The 15660-nt window shown below is 66.9% G+C and carries 16 protein-coding genes and 1 riboswitch; of the genes, 11 read left to right on the forward strand and 5 right to left on the reverse strand.

Annotated elements, in window-relative coordinates; all coding sequences use genetic code 11:
* Positions 1 to 57: 57 nt before the first annotated feature.
* Positions 58 to 150, forward strand: a riboswitch (SAM riboswitch).
* A 155-nt stretch (positions 151 to 305) separates the two neighbouring features.
* From JVX90_RS19895 to JVX90_RS19925, 7 genes are all read left to right on the forward strand, one after another.
* Entirely contained in the window at positions 306 to 1130 is an 825-nt protein-coding gene (locus JVX90_RS19895) for a 2OG-Fe(II) oxygenase (RefSeq protein WP_205330369.1), read from the forward strand.
* The gene (locus tag JVX90_RS19900) at positions 1130 to 1816 is read left to right on the forward strand and encodes a tRNA-dependent cyclodipeptide synthase (protein ID WP_205330370.1); all 687 of its coding nucleotides are present in this window, start codon (positions 1130 to 1132) and stop codon (positions 1814 to 1816) included. The genes JVX90_RS19895 and JVX90_RS19900 overlap by 1 nt, the downstream gene beginning before the upstream one ends.
* Positions 1774 to 3225, forward strand: coding sequence for an MFS transporter (locus tag JVX90_RS19905; RefSeq protein ID WP_240193973.1), 1452 nt, complete (start codon positions 1774 to 1776; stop codon positions 3223 to 3225). The genes JVX90_RS19900 and JVX90_RS19905 overlap by 43 nt, the downstream gene beginning before the upstream one ends.
* Positions 3222 to 4808, forward strand: a complete 1587-nt coding sequence (locus JVX90_RS19910) for an ABC transporter substrate-binding protein (protein ID WP_205330371.1) — start codon at positions 3222 to 3224, stop codon at positions 4806 to 4808. Before JVX90_RS19905 ends, JVX90_RS19910 begins: the two co-directional genes overlap by 4 nt.
* Complete coding sequence (locus JVX90_RS19915; protein ID WP_205330372.1) at positions 4805 to 5755, forward strand: ABC transporter permease; 951 nt, start codon at positions 4805 to 4807, stop codon at positions 5753 to 5755. The genes JVX90_RS19910 and JVX90_RS19915 overlap by 4 nt, the downstream gene beginning before the upstream one ends.
* A 77-nt stretch (positions 5756 to 5832) precedes the next feature.
* Positions 5833 to 6609 (forward strand): ABC transporter permease, encoded by a 777-nt coding sequence (locus JVX90_RS19920; protein ID WP_240193974.1) that lies wholly within the window; start codon positions 5833 to 5835, stop codon positions 6607 to 6609.
* Positions 6602 to 8017 (forward strand): ABC transporter ATP-binding protein, encoded by a 1416-nt coding sequence (locus JVX90_RS19925; RefSeq protein ID WP_205330374.1) that lies wholly within the window; start codon positions 6602 to 6604, stop codon positions 8015 to 8017. The genes JVX90_RS19920 and JVX90_RS19925 overlap by 8 nt, the downstream gene beginning before the upstream one ends.
* A 123-nt stretch (positions 8018 to 8140) precedes the next feature.
* Here the strand turns inward: JVX90_RS19925 and JVX90_RS19930 are convergent, their stop codons facing one another.
* From JVX90_RS19930 to JVX90_RS19940, 3 genes are all read right to left on the reverse strand, one after another.
* Positions 8141 to 9967 carry an acyl-CoA dehydrogenase gene (locus JVX90_RS19930; protein WP_205330375.1) on the reverse strand — a complete coding sequence of 609 codons (1827 nt, stop codon included), beginning with the start codon at positions 9965 to 9967 and terminating at the stop codon, positions 8141 to 8143.
* Positions 9968 to 10115: 148 nt separating this feature from the next.
* Positions 10116 to 10883, reverse strand: coding sequence for a deoxyribonuclease IV (locus JVX90_RS19935; RefSeq protein ID WP_008377193.1), 768 nt, complete (start codon positions 10881 to 10883; stop codon positions 10116 to 10118).
* 22 nt (positions 10884 to 10905) lie between these two features.
* Positions 10906 to 11787, reverse strand: a complete 882-nt coding sequence (locus JVX90_RS19940) for an acyl-CoA thioesterase domain-containing protein (RefSeq protein WP_205330376.1) — start codon at positions 11785 to 11787, stop codon at positions 10906 to 10908.
* 117 nt (positions 11788 to 11904) lie between these two features.
* Between JVX90_RS19940 and JVX90_RS19945 the strand changes: the two genes are divergently transcribed.
* The gene (locus JVX90_RS19945) at positions 11905 to 12468 is read left to right on the forward strand and encodes a DUF308 domain-containing protein (RefSeq protein ID WP_205330377.1); all 564 of its coding nucleotides are present in this window, start codon (positions 11905 to 11907) and stop codon (positions 12466 to 12468) included.
* Positions 12469 to 12470: 2 nt separating this feature from the next.
* Here the strand turns inward: JVX90_RS19945 and JVX90_RS19950 are convergent, their stop codons facing one another.
* Positions 12471 to 13034, reverse strand: a complete 564-nt coding sequence (locus tag JVX90_RS19950) for a hypothetical protein (protein WP_205330378.1) — start codon at positions 13032 to 13034, stop codon at positions 12471 to 12473.
* A 173-nt stretch (positions 13035 to 13207) separates the two neighbouring features.
* Complete coding sequence (locus JVX90_RS19955; protein WP_205330379.1) at positions 13208 to 13648, reverse strand: hypothetical protein; 441 nt, start codon at positions 13646 to 13648, stop codon at positions 13208 to 13210.
* A 99-nt stretch (positions 13649 to 13747) separates the two neighbouring features.
* Here JVX90_RS19955 and JVX90_RS19960 point away from each other — a divergent pair, with 99 nt between their 5' ends.
* Genes JVX90_RS19960 through JVX90_RS19970 form a run of 3 tightly spaced genes read left to right on the forward strand, consistent with a single transcriptional unit; the run spans position 13748 to position 15633 of the window.
* Entirely contained in the window at positions 13748 to 14644 is an 897-nt protein-coding gene (locus tag JVX90_RS19960) for a cation diffusion facilitator family transporter (RefSeq protein WP_205330380.1), read from the forward strand.
* A 46-nt stretch (positions 14645 to 14690) separates the two neighbouring features.
* Complete coding sequence (locus JVX90_RS19965) at positions 14691 to 15062, forward strand: DUF5709 domain-containing protein (RefSeq protein WP_205330381.1); 372 nt, start codon at positions 14691 to 14693, stop codon at positions 15060 to 15062.
* 22 nt (positions 15063 to 15084) lie between these two features.
* On the forward strand, positions 15085 to 15633 hold the full coding sequence (locus JVX90_RS19970) for a TetR/AcrR family transcriptional regulator (protein WP_205330382.1): 549 nt from the start codon (positions 15085 to 15087) through the stop codon (positions 15631 to 15633).
* Positions 15634 to 15660 lie beyond the last annotated feature (27 nt).

A 15660-nucleotide genomic window follows, 5' to 3' on the forward strand; every position in this document is an offset into this window, starting at 1 on the left:
CACGCGTTGGTGCGATTGCCGCAAGTGATTGTGCCGCTTACGTTCTCACCAGCACAGAATTCATCACGAGCGGCTGAGAGACTGGCTCTTTGACGCCGCAGCAACCGGTGGGGATCGCCCACTAGGTGCTAATGCCAGAGACGATGAACGATCTCGACGTCCCCGCAGCCCGGGACTCGAGTCCGCTTGGCCGTCACCTGTCCAGGTGCAGCCGCTCGTGATCGATGCATGTGCCGTCCGCACCACACTGCGGACGACGACACACGAATCGAGTCCGGTTGCCGCCGGACAGGGGAGGGGCACAGATGACGACCACACTGAACGCGCCGCACACCAGTGGCGCCGAGCAGGAACACAACCGGGTGGCGACGACGACCGTCGCCGACTTCTCAGCAGATCACCTGCTGCGCCTGCTGAAAGGTGACGTCTACGCCGTGCGCGTGCGTGGACTCGTGACTGGAGAGGCGCTCGCCGGGCTTCGCGAACGCTTCGTCGGACGCGACGATCACGGTCCTCTCGCCACGGACCCGCAGTTCCGCCGCATCGGGCATGCGTTCTCCGAGGTCGCGCCGACCGATCAGAGCCGATACTTCGCCGACGCTGCGACACACCGGAACCGTCTGCGAGAGATCGCGGCACCGTTCCAGTACCCGTCCGACGCGGTGCGGATCCTGCTCGACGAGGCGTGGCCGACAGGGACCACACTGCTCACGTCGGAGAGTCAGAAGTTCTTCGCAGGAGTGGCGCGTTACCAGCAGGCCGGAGTCGATCTGGAACCGCACACCGACAACATCGCGCGGAACTTGCCGGACGACGACCTCGGCATCCGACGGCAGTTGTCGGTGAACGTCTACCTGGATGTTCCGGACAACGGTGGCGAGTTGGAGATCTGGGACGCCTACCCGACCGAGAACGACTACCGGGAGCTCTCGGGTGAGCGGGTGTGGGGCGTGGACCGAGCCGCAGTCGGTGAGCCGGCGCTCGTCGTCCGACCGGGAGTCGGGGAGGCGATCTTCATCGATCCGCGACGCGTGCACGCGGTTGCGCCGTCTCACGACCGACCGAGGGTGACAGTCGGGCTGTTCGTCGGTGTCCGAGGCCAGGACCAGCCGTTGGCGGTGTGGAGCTGATGACACTCGCCATCACCGCGCCGGTCGGCTCGACGTCGCACAAGGCGGCGTTCGACCTCAAGGGCGTGCAATACGAATACGAGGGCCGATCGACGATTCTGCTGGTCAGCGTCGGCGCCGACTACCACGAAGGGGAGAAGTTCGGCGCGACCGTCGACCTCCTGAACAGGAGCGGGTTCTCGCGGGTGACGGTCGCCGTCGCGGACACGCTCCAGCGCCATAACCTCGATGTCCCGCCGGGTGAGGCCTACCGGCTTTCGCGTCGCCGCGGTGATCAGTGGATCGCTCGGAACCGCCCCCTTCTGGATCTGCTCACCGCGGACGTCGACGTCCTGCGTTGGGACACCGCACTCAGCGACCCCGCGTACCCGCATGCGCTCGACGAGGTGCGGACAGCGTACGAGACGAACTCGGCCTACGCGGCGGCGATCGATTCGACGATCGACCGATTCGTCTCGCGTCGCGGGGACGACATTCCCGACGAGGAGCGAATCCGCAACGGCTGCCGCACCTACCTCCTCGAGGAGGTGCCTATCATTCAACCGCTCTGGGCGGAGCAGGGATACGACTACGTGGTGTATCCGCAGCAGATATCGACTGCGATGCAGGCGACCCGTGACCTGTTCGTCGGTGAGGGGGCCGCATGGCTGCCGCTTCGTTTCAAGAAGCGGAAGTCGGCGCGATGAGCATCATCGAGGCGGAGGTGACTGCGGGCCGCCGGGCCGCGGGGTTCGTCGGACTGGCGACGGCGTCGTTCCTCGGCTGCATCGACCTGACGATCGTGTCGACGGCCCTGCCCGCCATCACGCGGGAGCTCGGGACGTCGATCTCGGTATCCCAACTCGTGCTCAGCGGGTTCCTGACGGCACTCGCGATGTTCATGGTGACCGCGGGACGGGTAGGAGACCAGTGGGGGCGGCGGACGGTGTTGCTGGCCGGTCTCGGTGTGTTCGTCGTCGCGTCGGTCGGTGCCGCTCTCGCCCCAGGGATCGGGTGGTTGATCGTCGCGCGGTTCGTGCAGGGTGCGTCGTGCGCCGTGCTCTACACGGGTACGTCCACGCTGGTGGAACAGTTGTTCCCGGAGGGAGAGCGTGGACGCGCTGTCGGTTGGCTGTACGCGGTCAACGGTGTCGGTCTGGCGATCGGTCCGGTCCTCGGCGGACTTCTGGTCCCCGCGTTCGGGTGGGCGTCGGTCTTCTGGATCAACGTCCCGTTCGGTCTGGTGGCCGTCGGTCTCATCCTCGCGGCGGTCCCGTCGCCCGCTCCGGAGTCGGACCGCGGGACGGACGTGCCGGGTCAGGTCGCGCTCGCCGTCGCGGTGGCCGCCGCCGTCGCATTCGTCTCGCTGCCTGCGAGTTCCGGGTGGCTGAGTGCCCCGGTGATCGCATCCGGTGTGGTCGCGGTGGCTGCGGTGACGCTGCTCGCCGTGGTGGAACGACGGTCATCCGATCCGCTCCTGCGCGTCGACCTGCTCGGCCACCCCAGACTCCGCGCGGCACTGCTCTCGGACTTCTTCCTGGCGGCGTTCTACGCGTCGGCCCTTCTGGTGTTGCCGCAGTACCTCGCCGACCGGCATGGCCTCGGTGAACGACTCATCGGTGTGTCACTGCTCCTCGTCAGCGGAACCATGGCGTTCGCGTCCCCGCGTGTGGGTCGCTGGGTGGACCAGGGTGGCCCCAACCGCCCGCTCCGGTTCGGATTCGCTTCACTCGCAGTGTCGGCGGGCGCGCTTCTCGCGGGTGCGCTCTCCGGACAGATCGCGGTCCTGCTCGTCGGTTTCGTGTTCTTCGGACTCGGGTGGGCGCTGATCCTGGCGCCTGCGACGCTGTCGGCGCTGTCGGCGGTCCCCACCGGGGAGGCGGGCTTTGCGATAGGAGCCTCCTGGACGTTCCACAATCTCGGCGGTGCCCTCGGCGCCGCCGTAGCCGCAGCGCTGTACGCGTCGTCCGACGCCGACGGCGGACTGACCTCAACCGCAGTGTTCCTGCTAGTCGGCGCGGTCATCGCGCTCGCGGCGAACGCTTTGATCCCTGATTCGCATTCCACCGTCGACGCCGCAGGCGCCGACGGTTCCAGAGAGAAGACTTCCCGATGAAGAACAGCACCCGTGCGGCGGTCGCCGTGCTCGCCGTCGCCACCGCGCTGCCGCTCGCGGCCTGCGCGGGAGACGACGCGGAGTCCGATGTCCTGCGCTACGGACTGTCGTCTGCGCCGAGCTGCGCCGACCCGGCACAGTCGAGCACCAACCAGACTGTCAACGTGTCCCGTCAGGTGGTCGACTCGCTCGTCGACCAGAACCGGGACACCGGTGAACTCACACCGTGGCTCGCAGAACGGTTCGCGGCGTCGCCGGACGGCCGCAGTTTCACGTTCACTCTCCGAGACGACGTGACCTTCAGTGACGGGACGCCGCTCACGTCGGACGTGGTGAAGAAGAACTTCGACGCGCTCACCTCCGACGAGTCGACGTCCACCCGAACTCTGCAGGCGTCGGGCTTCCTGCTCGGATACGAGCGGACCGACACGCCGGACAAGCGAACGGCGATCGTCCGATTCGCCGAACCCAACGTGCAGTTCCTGCAGGCCGCGGCCACAACGCAGCTCGGAATCCTCGCGCCGTCGACGGTCGCCGCCTCGTTCGACGACAGGTGCACGGCGAGCACGGTGATCGGTAGCGGGCCGTACACCTACAGCGGGTGGGAGCAGGACCGATCGGCGACGCTCACCAGGCGAGACGACTACCGGTGGACCCCGGACACCGGGCTCGCAGAACAGGCGCGATACCGCACTGTCGAGTTCAGCGTTGTGCCCGAGTCCGGGGTCCGCGCAGGCAGCATCACGTCCGGTCAGTTGGACGCGACCGCCGATCCTCAGCCTCAGGACCGAAGCGCGATCGAAGCGTCCGGCGCCGTGCTGACCTCACGTCCCAACCCGGGACTCCCGTACGTCTTCCAGTCGAACGTGTCGCGCGGTGTCCTCGCCGACGCGGCGGTCCGGCGTGCCGTGACCACGGCACTCGACCGGAAGGAACTGGTCGACACCGTCCTCGGGGACTCGTTCAAACCTGCAACGAGCGCCCTCGCGTCGACCACTCCCGGGTACCGAACCGACCCCGCGATCCGGCTCGACCGCGCCGAGTCCGCTCGGGTGCTCGACGCCGCGGGCTGGCGCTCGTCCGGCGGTGGGACACGGACGAAGGACGGAAAGAAGCTGGCCTTCGACGTCATCTACTCGCCGGAGTTCTACGGCAACAAGCCGATCCTCGAGCTCGTCCAGCGCCAGTTGGCGGCCGTCGGCATCGACCTGACGATCACGGCGCTGTCGAACGACGACTTCCTCTCCAGGCGTAAGGCGGGCGACTTCGACGCCGTGTACTACAACGTCACGCGCGCCGACCCGGACATCCTCCGGTCACGACTGGGCTTCGAGGGGACGAACTACTCTCGTCGAGGATTCGACCCGCGGATCGATCCACTGCTGACACAACAGGCCGGGGTCGCCGACAGGGCGGAACGCCTGCGTCTCGTCGACACTCTTCAGACACGGCTGATCGAAGCCGGGTACGCGATTCCGGTCGTCGAGCTGTCGCAGGTGGCCGCGGTCGCTCCAGGTTTCGGCGGGATCGGTTTCGACGCGTCCGGCGTTCTGCGCCTGCAGTACCCAGACACGGACTCATGATTGGGAAGCCCGCGAGTCGCGTCGCGTCGCGTGTGGCGGCTGGAGCCGCCGTTGTATGGGCCGTGTTCACTCTCGTCTTCTTCGTGTTGCGGGTGCTGCCCGGTGATCCGGTCTCTCTCGCCGCCGACGCCGACTCCGGCGGGGCGCCCCCGTCACCCGCCGCTCTCGCCGCGCTCCGTGCGCAGTACGGGCTCGACCGTCCGCTGTGGCAGCAGTACCTGTCGGCCGTCGGAGACTTCGTGCGAGGCGATTGGGGGACGTCGGTGGTGACGGGCCGCCCCGTCACCACAACACTGCTCGACGCGCTTCCGTCGACGACGGTTCTCGCAGTGTCCGCCTTGGCACTGGGAGGGGTCGCCGCGTTCGGTCTGGCGTTCGCCGCTACGTATCGACCGAACGGGATAGCTTCCCGCATCGTCGGCCAGATTCCGTCCGTGCTGGTGTCGCTGCCGACCTTTGCGGTAGGACTTGTCCTGATCCAGGTGTTCGCGTTCGGGCTCGGAGTCCTGCCGGGCTTCGGCGATCGGACGCCCGCGTCTGCGATCCTGCCGGCAGTGACGCTCGCCGTCCCGATCGCGGGCTATCTCGGACAACTCATGGCGTCGGGTATGCGGGAGGCCGCGGCCCAACCGTATGTCGACGTCGCACGGGCCACCGGAGCGTCCGATCTGAGCATCCACCTGCGGCATGTGGCACCCGCTGCCGCGTTGCCGACGCTGTCGGCGCTCGGCGTGCTGGTCGGGTCGGCTCTGGCGGGCGCTGTGGTGGTGGAGACGGTGTTCTCACGCGCTGGGCTCGGGCGTCTCACCCAGCAGGCCGTCGCGGCGCACGACGGGCCGGTGATGCTGGCGACCGTCGTGGTGTCGGCGGTGGTCTTCGTGGTGGTGACAGCGATCGTCGACGTCGTCGGTCCGCTCGTCGACCCGCGTGCCCGGAGCCTGTCGTGACGGGCCTGGTCGCGGTGGCCCTGCGCGACGGAAGGGTGCCGCCCTGGGTGCGTCGGCTGAGAAGGCCGAGGCCGGGCGTGGCCGTGGCTGCCGCCGTCCTACTGCTCGCGGTGCTGGCTGCCGTCGCGCCCGGGGTCTTGACCAGTGGCGATCCGCTCGCAGTGGCTCCGGCAGACAGACTGCAGGCGCCGTCGTTGGACCACCCGTTCGGGACGGATCAGCTCGGTCGCGACGTGCTCACCCGAGTCGTGCACGGAACCGGTGCGTCATTGACGGCTGCGCTGGCAGCGGTCGGAGTCGCCATCGCCGGCGGTCTGGTCATCGGAGTGACGACGGGCTACCTCGGCGGGTGGGCGGACCGAGTCGGGATGCGACTGGTGGATGTACTCCTCGCGGTTCCCGCACTGCTGCTCTCGATGACTGTCATCGCGGCCACCGGGGGAGGCACCCTCGTACTGGGTGTCGCCGTCGGCATCGCCGGGGTGGCAGGGGCGTCCCGAGTGCTCCGGGCGCGTACCCAACAACTCCGATCGGTCCCGTTCGTCGAGGCCGCGACCGTCAGCGGTTGGCGACGGCCCACCGTCATCACGCGGCATATCCTGCCGCATCTGTGGCCGACGGCCGCGGCTGTCGCGTCCGTGGAGTTCGGGCAGGCGGTGCTCGCGGTGGCAGCCCTCGGATTCCTCGGTTTCGGACCTCCACCGCCGGCCCCCGAGTGGGGTGCGATGGTGGCCGACGGACGAGCGTTCCTCGCCGATTCGTGGTGGCTCACGCTGGCGCCCGCCGCAGTCATCACTGCGGTTGTTCTCGCCGCCTACCGGCTGTCGCGCGTGATCGGAGGGAGCCGTGCTTGAGATATCCGGACTCGATGTGACCGTCGGACGGACGCCGGTACTCGTAGGCGTTGATCTCCAGGTGGAGCCTGGGGAGACCGTCGCCGTCGTCGGCGCGTCGGGGAGTGGCAAATCCACGCTCGCACGCACTGTCCTCGGCCTTCATCCTGCAGGCGTGCGTGTTGAGGCACGGCGGTTGCGTCAGGGCGACGCCGATCTGCCCGCTCCCGGGTCGAAGACGTGGCGGACGGTCCGAGGTCGCCGAATCGGCTACGTTCCACAAGATCCTGGAAGCTCGCTCAACCCGGTGCGTCGTATCGGTTCGCAGGTCAGGGCGGCGTTGCGGTCATCGGGAGCAGCCGACACAGACCGCGAGGCGGCGTCACGTCTCACCGAGGTCGGGTTGTCGTCGGAGTTCTTGAAGCGGTATCCCCACGAGGTGTCCGGCGGCCAGCGTCAGCGAGTCCTGATCGCGATGGCGCTCGCGGGACGACCGGGCCTGATCGTCGCGGACGAGCCCACCAGTGCGCTCGACTCCGACGTCGCCGACCAGGTGTTGGACACTCTGACAGCTCAGGTCGGACGGACCTCGGGTCTTCTCCTCGTGACGCACGATCTCACCGTCGTCGAACGTCGTGCGGACCGAGTCGTGGTACTCGACGGCGGCCGCGTGGTCGAGTCGTCGACGCCGGGTGTGTTGGTGTCGACGCCGTCGAGTGCGGCGGGCAAGGCGTTGCGAGCGGCGATCCCCGGGGGGCGTCGGCCCGCGCCGGTCCCGGAACCGCGGAAGGAGGTGCTGTCCGCGAGATCGCTCAGCAAGCGATTCGGGGCGGTGGCGGCGCTCGACGCCGTCGACCTGACACTCCATCGTGGTGAGACGGTCGCCGTCGTCGGCCCGTCCGGCTCGGGGAAGTCGACGCTCGCTCGGGTCCTCGTCGGCCTGACTACGCCGGATTCCGGCGCTGTCGACACACGAGGACGTGTGCAGCTCGTTGCACAGAACCCGTTCACCGCCCTCGATCCGAGATGGACCGTGCGGCGGATCATCGCCGAATCGTTGCATCCATCGCTGGGTCTCACTTCCGATCAACGCGCCGACCGCGTGCGTGACGCTCTCGACGACGTGGGACTCGGTCGGGGGTTCGCCGATCGGTACCCGACCGAACTGTCCGGCGGCCAGAGCCAGCGCGTGGCGATCGCTCGGGCGGTCGCCGCCCGTCCAGAGATCGTGGTGCTCGACGAGGCGGTGTCGGCGCTCGACGTGGTGTCGCAGGCGACCGTTCTCGATATCCTGGCGCGCCTGCAGCGTGATCACGGCACGGCCTACGTGTTCGTCACACACGACCGGACCGTCGCCGCCGACGTCGCTCACCGCACAGTCGAGGTCCGACGAGGAGTCGCGACGGAGGTGAACGCGCTCCTGACCTGACCCGACCGAACATTGGAGGCGTTTTCGGTTCTGGGACCGGGAATCGTCGCCGAAGTGCAAAGGACCCCGCCGACGTGAGTCGGCGGGGTCCTTCTTCTTCAGATCAAGCTGGTGAGGACTTGATCAGAAAGCTGCTTCGTCGAGCTCCATGAGGTCGTTGTCGACGTTGTTCTCGACGATGTGGCGCACAGCGGTGAGCTGCGGCAGCATGTTCTTCGCGAAGAAGGTCGCCGAGGCGATCTTGCCCTGGTAGAAGGCGACGTCGTCGCCCGAGGCGCCGTTCGCGAGAGCTGCAGCGGCGACAACCGCCTGGCGGAGCAGGAGCCAGCCGATGACCAGGTCGCCGACCGACATGAGGAAGCGGACCGATGCGGTACCGACGAGGTACAGCTGCTTCGGGTCTTCCTGAGCGGCCATCAGCCAGCCGGTGAGCTTGGCGGCCATGCCCTGCACGTCCTCGAGAGCCGTCTTCAGCAGCGCGCGCTCGTCGTCGAAGCCCTCACCGTTCTCGATGAACTGCTGGATCTGGCCTGCGACGTGCGCCAGCGCCTGGCCCTTGTCGCGGATGATCTTGCGGAAGAAGAAGTCCTGCGCCTGGATGGCGGTGGTGCCCTCGTACAGCGAGTCGATCTTCGAGTCGCGGATGTACTGCTCGATCGGGTAGTCCTGCAGGAAGCCCGATCCGCCGAGAGTCTGCAGCGACTCGGTCAGCTTCTCGTACGCGCGCTCGGAGCCGACACCCTTGACAATCGGGAGCAGGAGGTCGTTGACCTTGTGAGCCAGCTCGGGGTCCGCGCCGGACACGATCGCGGCGGCCTCCGGGTCCTGGTGCGACGCGGTGTACAGGTACACGGCGCGCAGACCTTCGGCGTACGACTTCTGCGTGAGCAGCGCACGACGGACATCGGGGTGATGGGTGATGGTGACACGCGGTGCGGCCTTGTCCATCATCTGCGTCAGGTCGGCGCCCTGCACGCGCTCCTTGGCGTACTCGAGAGCGTTCAGGTAGCCGGTCGACAGCGTTGAGATGGCCTTGGTGCCGACCATCATGCGAGCGTGCTCGATGACGTCGAACATCTGCGCGATGCCCGAGTGGACCTCGCCGACGAGCCAGCCCTTGGCCGGGGTGCCGTGCAGGCCGAAGCTGACCTCACACGTGGCCGAGGCCTTGATGCCCATCTTGTGCTCGACGTTGGTGACGAATGCACCGTTGCGGTCCTGCAGCTCGCCGGTCTCGTGATCGAAGTGGAACTTCGGAACGAAGAACAGCGACAGACCCTTGGTGCCCGGTCCGGCGCCCTCGGGGCGAGCCAGAACGAGGTGGAAGATGTTCTCGGTCATGTCCTGGTCGGCGGAGGTGATGAAGCGCTTCACGCCCTCGATGTGCCAGGTGCCGTCTTCCTGCAGGGTCGCCTTGGTGGTGCCCGCGCCCACGTCCGAACCGGCGTCGGGCTCGGTGAGGACCATGGTGGCGCCCCAGCCGCGCTCGGAGCAGATCGCAGCCCACTTCTTCTGCTCGTCCGTGCCGTTGTCGTAGAAGATGTTCGAGAAGCCCGAGCCCGCGGCGTACATGAACACCGGCGGGTTGGCGCCGAGGATCATCTCGCCGATGGCCCAGTACAGCGAACGCGGTGCGGGCAGGCCGCCGAGTTCCTCGTCGACGCCGACCTTGTCCCAGCCGGCTTCGATGAGAGCGTTGTAGCTCTTCTTGAAGCTCTCGGGGATGGTCACGCTGTGATCGGTCGGGTCGAAGACCGGCGGGTTGCGGTCAGCGTCGACGAACGAGTCGGCGATGACGCCCTCCGACAGGGCCTTCACTTCGCGGAGCATGTCGACGGCGGTCTCGTGGTCGAGGTCGCCGAAGGCGCCCGTCTCGAGAACCTTGTCGAGCTCGTACATCTCGAAGAGGTTGAAGTGGAGATCGCGAAGGTTGGACTTGTAATGGCCCATGGTTCTTCCTAACCGGTGAGGTGCTGGGGCTGACCGGACATGTTACTTGCCGGTAACTATTGACAGAATAGCTCCCGTCTCAGCGCGGAACAACACGCCGGGAGTGTGGCGGCGCTAACAACTGCAAGCGTATCCCGGCCCTCGGAGGTCAGTGCGACCGCAGATACTCCAGGTCGGCGGCGACACCTTCGGACGGCGTCTCCAAGACGCCCGGCGCACCAGCCGTCTTCATCAGCTCGAGCAGCACATCTGCGTCGATGTGGCCGGACTCGATGTTGGCGTGACGGTCGCGTCCGGAGTCGAACTCGTCGCGCGAATTGTTCAGGTGAATGAGATCGATGCGCCCGGTGATCGCCTTGATGCGTTCGACCAGGCCGACGAGATCTTCTCCTCCGGCCCAGGCGTGACACGTGTCGAGGCAGAAGCCCGCCTCGTCGAAGTCGCCGACTGCGTCCCAGAGACGTTCGATCGACTCAAGGGTGCGCGCCATCGCATGCGATCCGCCCGCAGTGTTCTCGATCAGGATCGGGACGCCGAAGCCGCCCTTGTCGGCCTGCCGCTCGAACAGTTTGCGCCAATTCTCGAAGCCGGCCGCGGCGTCCTCGCCGTCACGCAGGTGCCCGCCGTGGACGACGAGTCCGATCGCGCCGAGGTCCTTCGCTGCGGCCGCCTGCTGTTCGACGGCCTTCCGTGACGGCATGCGCAGCCGATTGTTCAAGCTCGCGACGTTGATCTGGTAGCTCGAATGCACCACGACGTCGATCGGGGAGTTCCGGATCTCCTCCGCATGCGGATGGATCTCCGGCTTCTTCCAGCTCTGTGGGTCGGTGACGAACATCTGGAAGATGTCGATCCCGAGCTCGTTGGCGGTGGCGACGGGGTTCTCGTCCTGGCGAAGGTGGGCTCCGATGCGCATACCGTCAACGATAGCCGCGGGGTCAGACGTTCCGGTCGTCTCCGCGGCGTTCACCGTCGGGTGTGAACGGCCCGTCGCCCTTGTACGCAGACGCCGGGAGAACCTTGGTGAAGTCGATCATCGCGCGGGTGTTGTCGACGGCGGTCACCAATCCGATGCCGTACGGTCCGTGCTCGTCGAACAGGGTGGCACTTCCCGCCGACACCCCGGCGTCCTCGAGGTGATGGTCGGACTCCACGCCGAGCCGATCACCGACCGGCAGCCGACTCAACGCGAGAGTGAGGTCGCCGTTGATGAAGCCGATGCCGCCTTCGCCCCAGTTGGTCGAGAGACTGGTGCCCTCGGCCGAAATGGCCGCACGCTGGAACGGTGTCAACTCGACGTCGGGGAGAACGTTCACCGGACGGCTCCACAGGCGTCGTCGTCCACCGTTCTGGTAGGCCGTCATGTCAGAACTCCACCCGAGTTCGTCGTTGTAGAACCACGTGTGGAAATCGGAGGGGTCGGTCTCCGGGAGGTTGTAATCGGTCGTCGGACGCGACCAACGGGCGCCTGGAGGGTTGTCGCCCTGTTTGAGAAACACCGTGTTGCCCTGTGCGACCAGCACACCCTCGTCGTCCCCGTCGTGCTGGCGGACGCTCACCTGCACCACCCTGATCCGGCGCCCGTCCCGAAGAACCTCGGTCTGCAGACTCGTCGGGATGCGTCGCGCCGACTTGAACAGCTCCAGCGTGAATCGGGCAGGCAACCAGCCCTCGCGACCGTGCTCGTGTTCAGCCGCGTACGCGGCGAGACCGCACACCGCGGGGCCGTTGAGGGCGTCCGGACCCCACAGGCTCAGGGCCAGCGGAGTGGGGATCACCCGGCCCGATTCCCCGGGGATGAAATACGACTTCGTCGACATGCATTCCGACAGTACTTCGTCTCGCGGGCTCGCTCAGCACGAGTACTTCGTCTCGCGGGCTCGCTCAGCACGAGTACTTCGTCTGTCGGGCTCGCTCAGCACAAGTACCCTTGGCGCATGACTGTGCTACCCGCAACGCCCGCGCTCCCCGACAATGCAGTGAACGCTCTGCGCTCGTTCCTGCTCGCGTCGTCCGTCGTCGGCATCGCGCTCGGCATCGCGATGCTCGCCTGGCCTGCGGCGACGCTCACCGTCGTGGCGGTCCTCTTCGGTGCGTCGCTCGTCGTGGCCGGATTCCTTCGACTGTTCCTCGCATTCGCCACGACAGAGGCGCCGTTTGTACTGCGTGCGGTTCTCGGCGCGTTCGGAGCGATCGTGCTCGCCGCAGGCGTCCTGTCGATTCTGAATCCCGCCGAATCGTTGACGCTGCTCGGCATCTTCATCGGCGTCGGCTGGATCTTCGGCGGACTCCAAGACCTACTCGAGATGCGACTGGCGACCTTCCTCGTCCCGCGCTGGCTTGTTGTCCTGTCGGCAGTGATCTCCATCGGTGCGGGCATCGCGATGATCGTCCTGCCCGCGATCTCGACCCTCTCGACCATCCTCTGGGTGCTCGCAGTCATGCTGATCGCGGTCAGCCTCGCGACCCTCCTCACACTCCCGAAGAAGCGAGACGCTTAGTTTCAGCTGGTGGGAGCCAGTGAGTCGGTCGTGACAGACGTCCGTGCAGGGGCGTCGAGAAGGCGCTGATTCCAGCGGTTCAGCCCGGCTACCAGGTCGGCGGCGTGCCGGAGGGCGACACCGTCGATCAGGCCGGTGCCCGCGAGTTCGACCGATCGTTCCGACTGCGCGGCCGCCGCGCCGAGAAGGCGGTCGGCGCCGCGCAGGTCAGTGTCCCACATCGCGTCGGCGGTGGTCATGCACAGTGCCGCGACGTGATCGGCCTGATCGAGGTGGACCATCGCCCACGCCCAGTGGCGTGCGACGTCGACGGTGTCGACGCCCCCACGGCCATGTGTCCGGACGTATTTGGCGTGCAGTTCGCTGCACAGGAGGTCGGCGTCGGACCACAGGCTGAGGTGAGACATGCACCGCACGCAGTCGTGGAGGGCGGCGAGGTACTTCACCGAGTAGGGGCCTTCGCGGCGGGAACGGATCTCGCGGAGGACCGAGTAGTCGGCGAGGGCGTGCGTGAACTCGCCTGCGTCGTAGAACGTGCGGGCCTGTGAGTTCAGTTCGTCGAGCATGCCTCCATCGTGCCTGTTCGCGGCCGACGGCGGAGCGAAACGGACAGTCGGATCGGATGCGGCGTCGCTCGACGACGGAGGAGTCCACAACGCCGTCCACTGTTCCCCGATTCGACGTCAAGTCGTGCAGGCCCGCGCACGAGTCGCGGATTCGGGAACATTCGGCGATGAAGCTAATTGAAGCGTCGTCGCAGCAGGAGCAGTCCGAGTGCGGTGACCAGCGAACCCGCCGCCGCGATCCACACTCCGTCGGCGCGCGCCATCCTCTCGGGGACCGCGAACACCGAGAACACCGCACCCACGATCGCAAGTGTCGCGATGGCCCCGCACATCCGCCGCCATGCGCTGTCCGACCCGCCTGCCGCACGAACGATGAGCAGCACGACGGCGCCGATCGTGGAAAGCGCGATCATCCACTGCAGGTGATTCGCGTGCGCCTGGTAGCCGGCCTCGCTGACGCGTCCGAACCCGTTCACCGTCGTCGACGGGCGTGTCACCGATGCGTACCAGGGGAGGAGATGTGCACCGGCGGCGGTGAGCAGACCGGCGGTGGTGACGACGACGTCCACTCGGAACGCCGCTCGTGGCTTCACTCGGCTGTGAACGGGATTCACGATCACGGTTCCTCCTGACAGTGACGTTTCATCGACCGTAGGGGCGTTCGGCCATGCTGTACTGCGTGCGAATGACCTCGTGGGTGGGAGGATCGACGAGTGAGCGAACGTGGAGATCTCAGCAAGTGGGCGCTGCTCAGTGTTGCGGCCGCCGTCGTCACGATCACCCTCAAGACGTACGCGTGGTGGATCACCGGATCAGTGGGCCTGCTGTCGGACGCCGCTGAATCCGTCGTCAACCTGGTAGCCGCCGCGGGAGCATTCGTCGCCTTGAAGGTCGCGGCTCGCCCGTCCGACGACGACCACAACTTCGGGCACACGAAGAGCGAGTACTTCTCGGCGGTTGTCGAGGGCGTGATGATCGTGGTGGCTGCGGGAGTCATTCTCTACACAGCCGTCGAACGGCTGATCAACCCGCAGGAACTCGAAGCCGTCGGCATCGGTCTGTTGATCTCGGTCGGCGCGACAGTCGTCAACGGCCTCGTCGCCTGGAAGCTCATCGCCGTCGGCCGCGCGCATCGGTCGATGTCGCTGACGGCCGATGGAAAGCACCTGCTCACAGATGTGTGGACGACCGTCGGAGTCATTGCGGGCGTCGCTCTTGTGGGGATCACTGGGTGGCCGCCGCTCGATTCACTGGTCGCGATGGCTGTCGCAGTGAACATCATCGTCGTCGGGTGGCGTCTCGTCAGAGACTCCACGATGGGCCTCATGGACACCGTGATCCCAGCACCCGAACGTGACGCCGTCGACGCGGTGCTCGATCGGTACCGAAGCGACGGAGTCGACTTCCACGACGTCCGCACTCGCGAGGCGGGACACATGCGGTTCGTCCAACTGCACATGCTCGTCCCCGGGCAGTGGACCGTCCAACAGGCCCACGATCTCGTCGAAGACGTCGAGTCGGCGCTTCACGACGCGGTCGACGATCTGCGGCCCACCATTCATCTCGAACCGATCGACGACCCGCGCAGTTACGAACCCTGGCGTCGCTGACGTCAATCGCGTGACGCCGTCGCCGGGACCGACCTACCCTGAGACCATGAGTTCCCGGGACGACTTCGACGGCGAGTACGACCTCGACGAGAGTGATCAGCTGCAGCCTGAGGACACTCTCGACGACGCCGAGGTCGGTGACATCCTCGACCGCGGCTACTCGCCGCCGGACTACGCGCCCGGGAACCACGAGCACGAAACCCTCGACTCACGCCTCGCCGAAGAGGAGCCGGACCTCGCCGCGAACGACGACGACGCCGACCCCGACTACCCGGAGCAGGCCGAATGCGGAAACTCGCGTGCGGGTCGAATCGTCGCGTCCGACATCGCGGGCGACTCCGACGTCTTCGGTCGTGACGCAGGCGTGGACGGGGCGGGTGCTTCGGCCGAAGAGGCCGCCATGCACATCATCGACTGACGTTTTCGATACGGTTTCCGGCATGGACCGTGACCGGATGGTGGAAGTCGGCGTCGCGTTGGTGTCGCGTTTCGGCGCGAAGGCGCTCAGTCTGACGTCGGTGGCGCGGCACGCGGGGGTGGCGCGTGCAACGGCCTATCGCATGTTCGGCGGACGCGAGGCGCTCGTCTCGGCCATCGTCTCGCATGAGCGCGAACGCCTGCGGGTGGAACTCGCCGGCTGGGCTGCGGACGAACCCGACGTCGCAGAGCGGGTGCGCAAGCGGGTGATCGGTTCACTCGGCTACATCCGCGACCACCAGGCGCTGCAGTACGTTCTGCGGAACGAACCCGAAGAAGTCGTCCGGTCTCTGGTGACCGTCGAGGGAGCGGGCGCACCGTCGTTGATCGATTTGATCGTCGATTCGGCGATGGCGGATCTCCCCGAGGACGAAGTCGCCGTCATGTACCCGAATCCGCGTGCCGGCATCGAGTACATGGTCCGGACCGTGTACTCGTGCATGCTCGTCCCCTCGTCGTCGATGACCGACGAGGAGATCGCCGACATGGTGGTGCGCGCCGTCATCCGCTGACCACTCGGCAGGCCGCTAATGTGGACC

The sequence above is a fragment of the Gordonia sp. PDNC005 genome (assembly GCF_016919385.1).
GTDB lineage: Bacteria > Actinomycetota > Actinomycetes > Mycobacteriales > Mycobacteriaceae > Gordonia.